Source organism: Hydrogenophaga sp. (assembly GCF_051007235.1).
In the GTDB taxonomy this organism is placed as follows: Bacteria; Pseudomonadota; Gammaproteobacteria; order Burkholderiales; family Burkholderiaceae_C; genus Hydrogenophaga.
In genome coordinates this window covers 1-2,616 of the sequence record NZ_JBPCSJ010000400.1, presented here as the reverse complement: position 1 = coordinate 2,616, position 2,616 = coordinate 1, and the positions used below count along the sequence as shown (strand labels likewise).

Sequence of the window (2,616 nt, the reverse complement as noted above, 5' to 3'; positions counted from 1 at the left end):
GCACTGGCCGTCGCGCAGCGCGGCGGCCGCGGCGGTGCTGGTGGCATACCGGCGCGCCACCGGCTGGCCGTCGGCCATCAGCGCTTCCAGCAGCTTTTCAATCGAAAAGCCGTGGCTGGCGTGGATGCGGAAGGCGTCGGGCGCGTCAGACGAGGTGATGCGCTGAATCTCGCTGCGCAGTTCGGACGCGACCGAGTCCAGCACCGGCTGCAGCCGGGCGCGGATGCGGTGGTCGGCCCAGACCAGTTTGTCGGCCAGCGGCGACAGGGTGGAGCCCTTGCCGCGCTCCATGTACAGCAGGGTGGTGTTGAACAGCGCTTCGCCGCTGCGCACCAGATCCCAGCCATGGCGGTACGACAGCCCCATGGCCTGGCAGGCGGCGAGCAGACTGCCTTGCTGCTGGACCAGGCTCAGCAGTTCGATCAGGCGCGGCGACAGGCTGCCCTGTTCGTCGCTCTGGAGGGTCCACACCGGCTGGAGGGTGATCTGGGGCATGTCTGGTGGGCGGTTCTGAAGGCTTTATGCGGCGCGGCTCATATGCCTGTGGCGCCGCCTCGCATATTGCCAAGGTGGCGGGCGCAGGCGACCATTGTCCATCTGTGGCCAGCCTGGCCGCGGCGCGCCTGCCTTCCCACGACATGACCGCTCTCCACACCCTTTCGAATCCGGTGGCCGCCACCATCAGCCCCGACGCCCTGCGCGCCACCGCGCGCCGGCGCGGGCAGCTCAAGGGCCGCCAGCCCGACGACGCCGCGCGCGAACAGGTGCGTGCCCTCATTGGCCCCGGCCCGCACCGGCGCGACCGGCTCATCGAACTGCTGCACCTGCTCAACGACGCGCACCGAGGCCTGCACGAAGCGCACCTGGTGGCGCTGGCGGCCGAGCTGCGCCTGTCCATGGCCGAGGTGTTCGAGGTCGCGAGCTTTTACCACCACTTCCAGATCCTGGGCGACGGCGATCGGGCGCCGGACATCACTGTGCGCGTGTGCGATGGCCTGAGCTGCGCCATGGCCGGCGCGCAGGCGCTGCTGGACAAGCTGCCCGCGATCCTGGGGCGTGAGGTGCGCGTGATCCCCGCGCCCTGCGTGGGCCGCTGCGAACAGGCACCGGTGGCGGTGGTGGGGCAGGCGCCGGTGCTGCGCGCCGATACGGCGACCGTGCAGTCAGCCTGTGCTGAGGGGACGGTTCAGCACCCGGCGGCGCGGGTCGATGCGGTGTTCGATCCTGCGGCCAGCGCGCCCTGTGCCATCACCCGCAGCCTGGAAGACGTGTCGCCGGCCACCGTGGGGTACCCCGCCTACCGCGCCCGCGGCGGCTACGCGCTGGCCGCTGCCGTGGTCAACGGCGAAGAAGACACCGAAGCGGTGCTCAAGGCCATGAAGGACTCGGGCCTGCGCGGCCTGGGCGGCGCCGGTTTCCCGGCTGGTCGCAAATGGCGCATCGTGCGCGACCAGCCGGCGCCGCGCCTCATGGCGGTCAACATCGACGAAGGTGAGCCCGGCACCTTCAAGGACCGCACGTATCTGGAGCGCGACGCGCACCGTTTTCTGGAAGGCCTGCTGATCGCGGCGCAGGTGGTGGGCATCGCGTCGGTGTACGTCTACCTGCGCGACGAATACCACGGCGCGCGCGCCATCCTGCAGCAGGCGCTGGCCGAGCTGGTGGCCGATCCGCCGTGTCCGCTGCCGGCCATCGAACTGCGGCGCGGCGCCGGCGCCTACATCTGCGGTGAAGAGTCCGCGATGATCGAAAGCATCGAGGGCAAACGCGGTGAACCGCGCCTGCGCCCGCCCTACATCGCGCAGGTGGGCCTGTTCGGCCGCCCTACGCTGGAGCACAACTTCGAGACGCTCTACTGGGTGCGCGACATCGTGCAGCGCGGTCCGGCCTGGTTCAGCGGCTTTGGCCGCCATGGGCGCAAGGGTCTGCGATCCTTCAGCGTCAGCGGCCGGGTGCGCGAACCCGGCGTGAAGCTGGTGCCCGCAGGCATCACGCTGCGCGAACTGGTGAATGAGTACTGCGGCGGCATGGCCGAGGGTCACACGCTGTACGGCTACCTGCCTGGCGGGGCGTCGGGCGGCATCCTGCCTGCCCGCATGGCCGACGTGCCGCTGGACTTCGATACCCTGCAGCCGCACGGCAGCTTCATCGGCTCGGCCGCGGTGGTGGTGCTGGGCCAGCACGACCGCGCGCGCGACGCTGCGCTGAATGCCATGCGCTTTTTTGAACACGAAAGCTGCGGCCAGTGCACGCCCTGCCGCGTGGGCACCGGCAAGGCCGCCACGCTGATGGAGGCCGACGTCTGGGACGCCGGCACGCTGGACGACCTGGCCACGGTGATGATCGACGCCTCCATCTGCGGCCTGGGCCAGGCTGCCCCCAACCCGATGCGCAGTGTGATGAAGTACTTTGCTCATGAAGTGGAGGGCGCGAAATGACGATCTCCTTCCAGCTCGATGGACAGACCTTGCAGGCCCATGAGGGCGAAACCATCCTCAAGGCCGCCCAGCGCCACGGCGTGGACATTCCGCACCTCTGCTACAGCGACGGCCTGCGCCCGGACGGCAACTGCCGCGCCTGCGTGGTCGAAGTGGCGGGCGAACGCGCGCTGGCGCC

General features: G+C 70.1%; 3 protein-coding genes. 2 read left to right on the top strand and 1 reads right to left on the bottom strand.

The genetic code is table 11. From position 1 onward, the window contains the following. On the bottom strand, positions 1 to 495 hold a 495-nt coding region (locus tag ACR2JA_RS14335), incomplete at its 3' end, for a winged helix-turn-helix domain-containing protein (RefSeq protein ID WP_434009757.1). A gap of 143 nt (positions 496 to 638) precedes the next feature. On the opposite strand from ACR2JA_RS14335, the gene ACR2JA_RS14330 reads away from it, so the two are divergent. Then, a complete protein-coding gene (locus ACR2JA_RS14330; RefSeq protein ID WP_434009756.1) occupies positions 639 to 2,438 on the top strand; it encodes an NADH-ubiquinone oxidoreductase-F iron-sulfur binding region domain-containing protein in 1,800 nt (599 codons plus the stop codon). Next, a partial coding sequence (locus ACR2JA_RS14325) for a 2Fe-2S iron-sulfur cluster-binding protein (RefSeq protein ID WP_434009755.1) occupies positions 2,435 to 2,616 on the top strand: 182 nt, incomplete at its 3' end. The genes ACR2JA_RS14330 and ACR2JA_RS14325, both read left to right, overlap by 4 nt.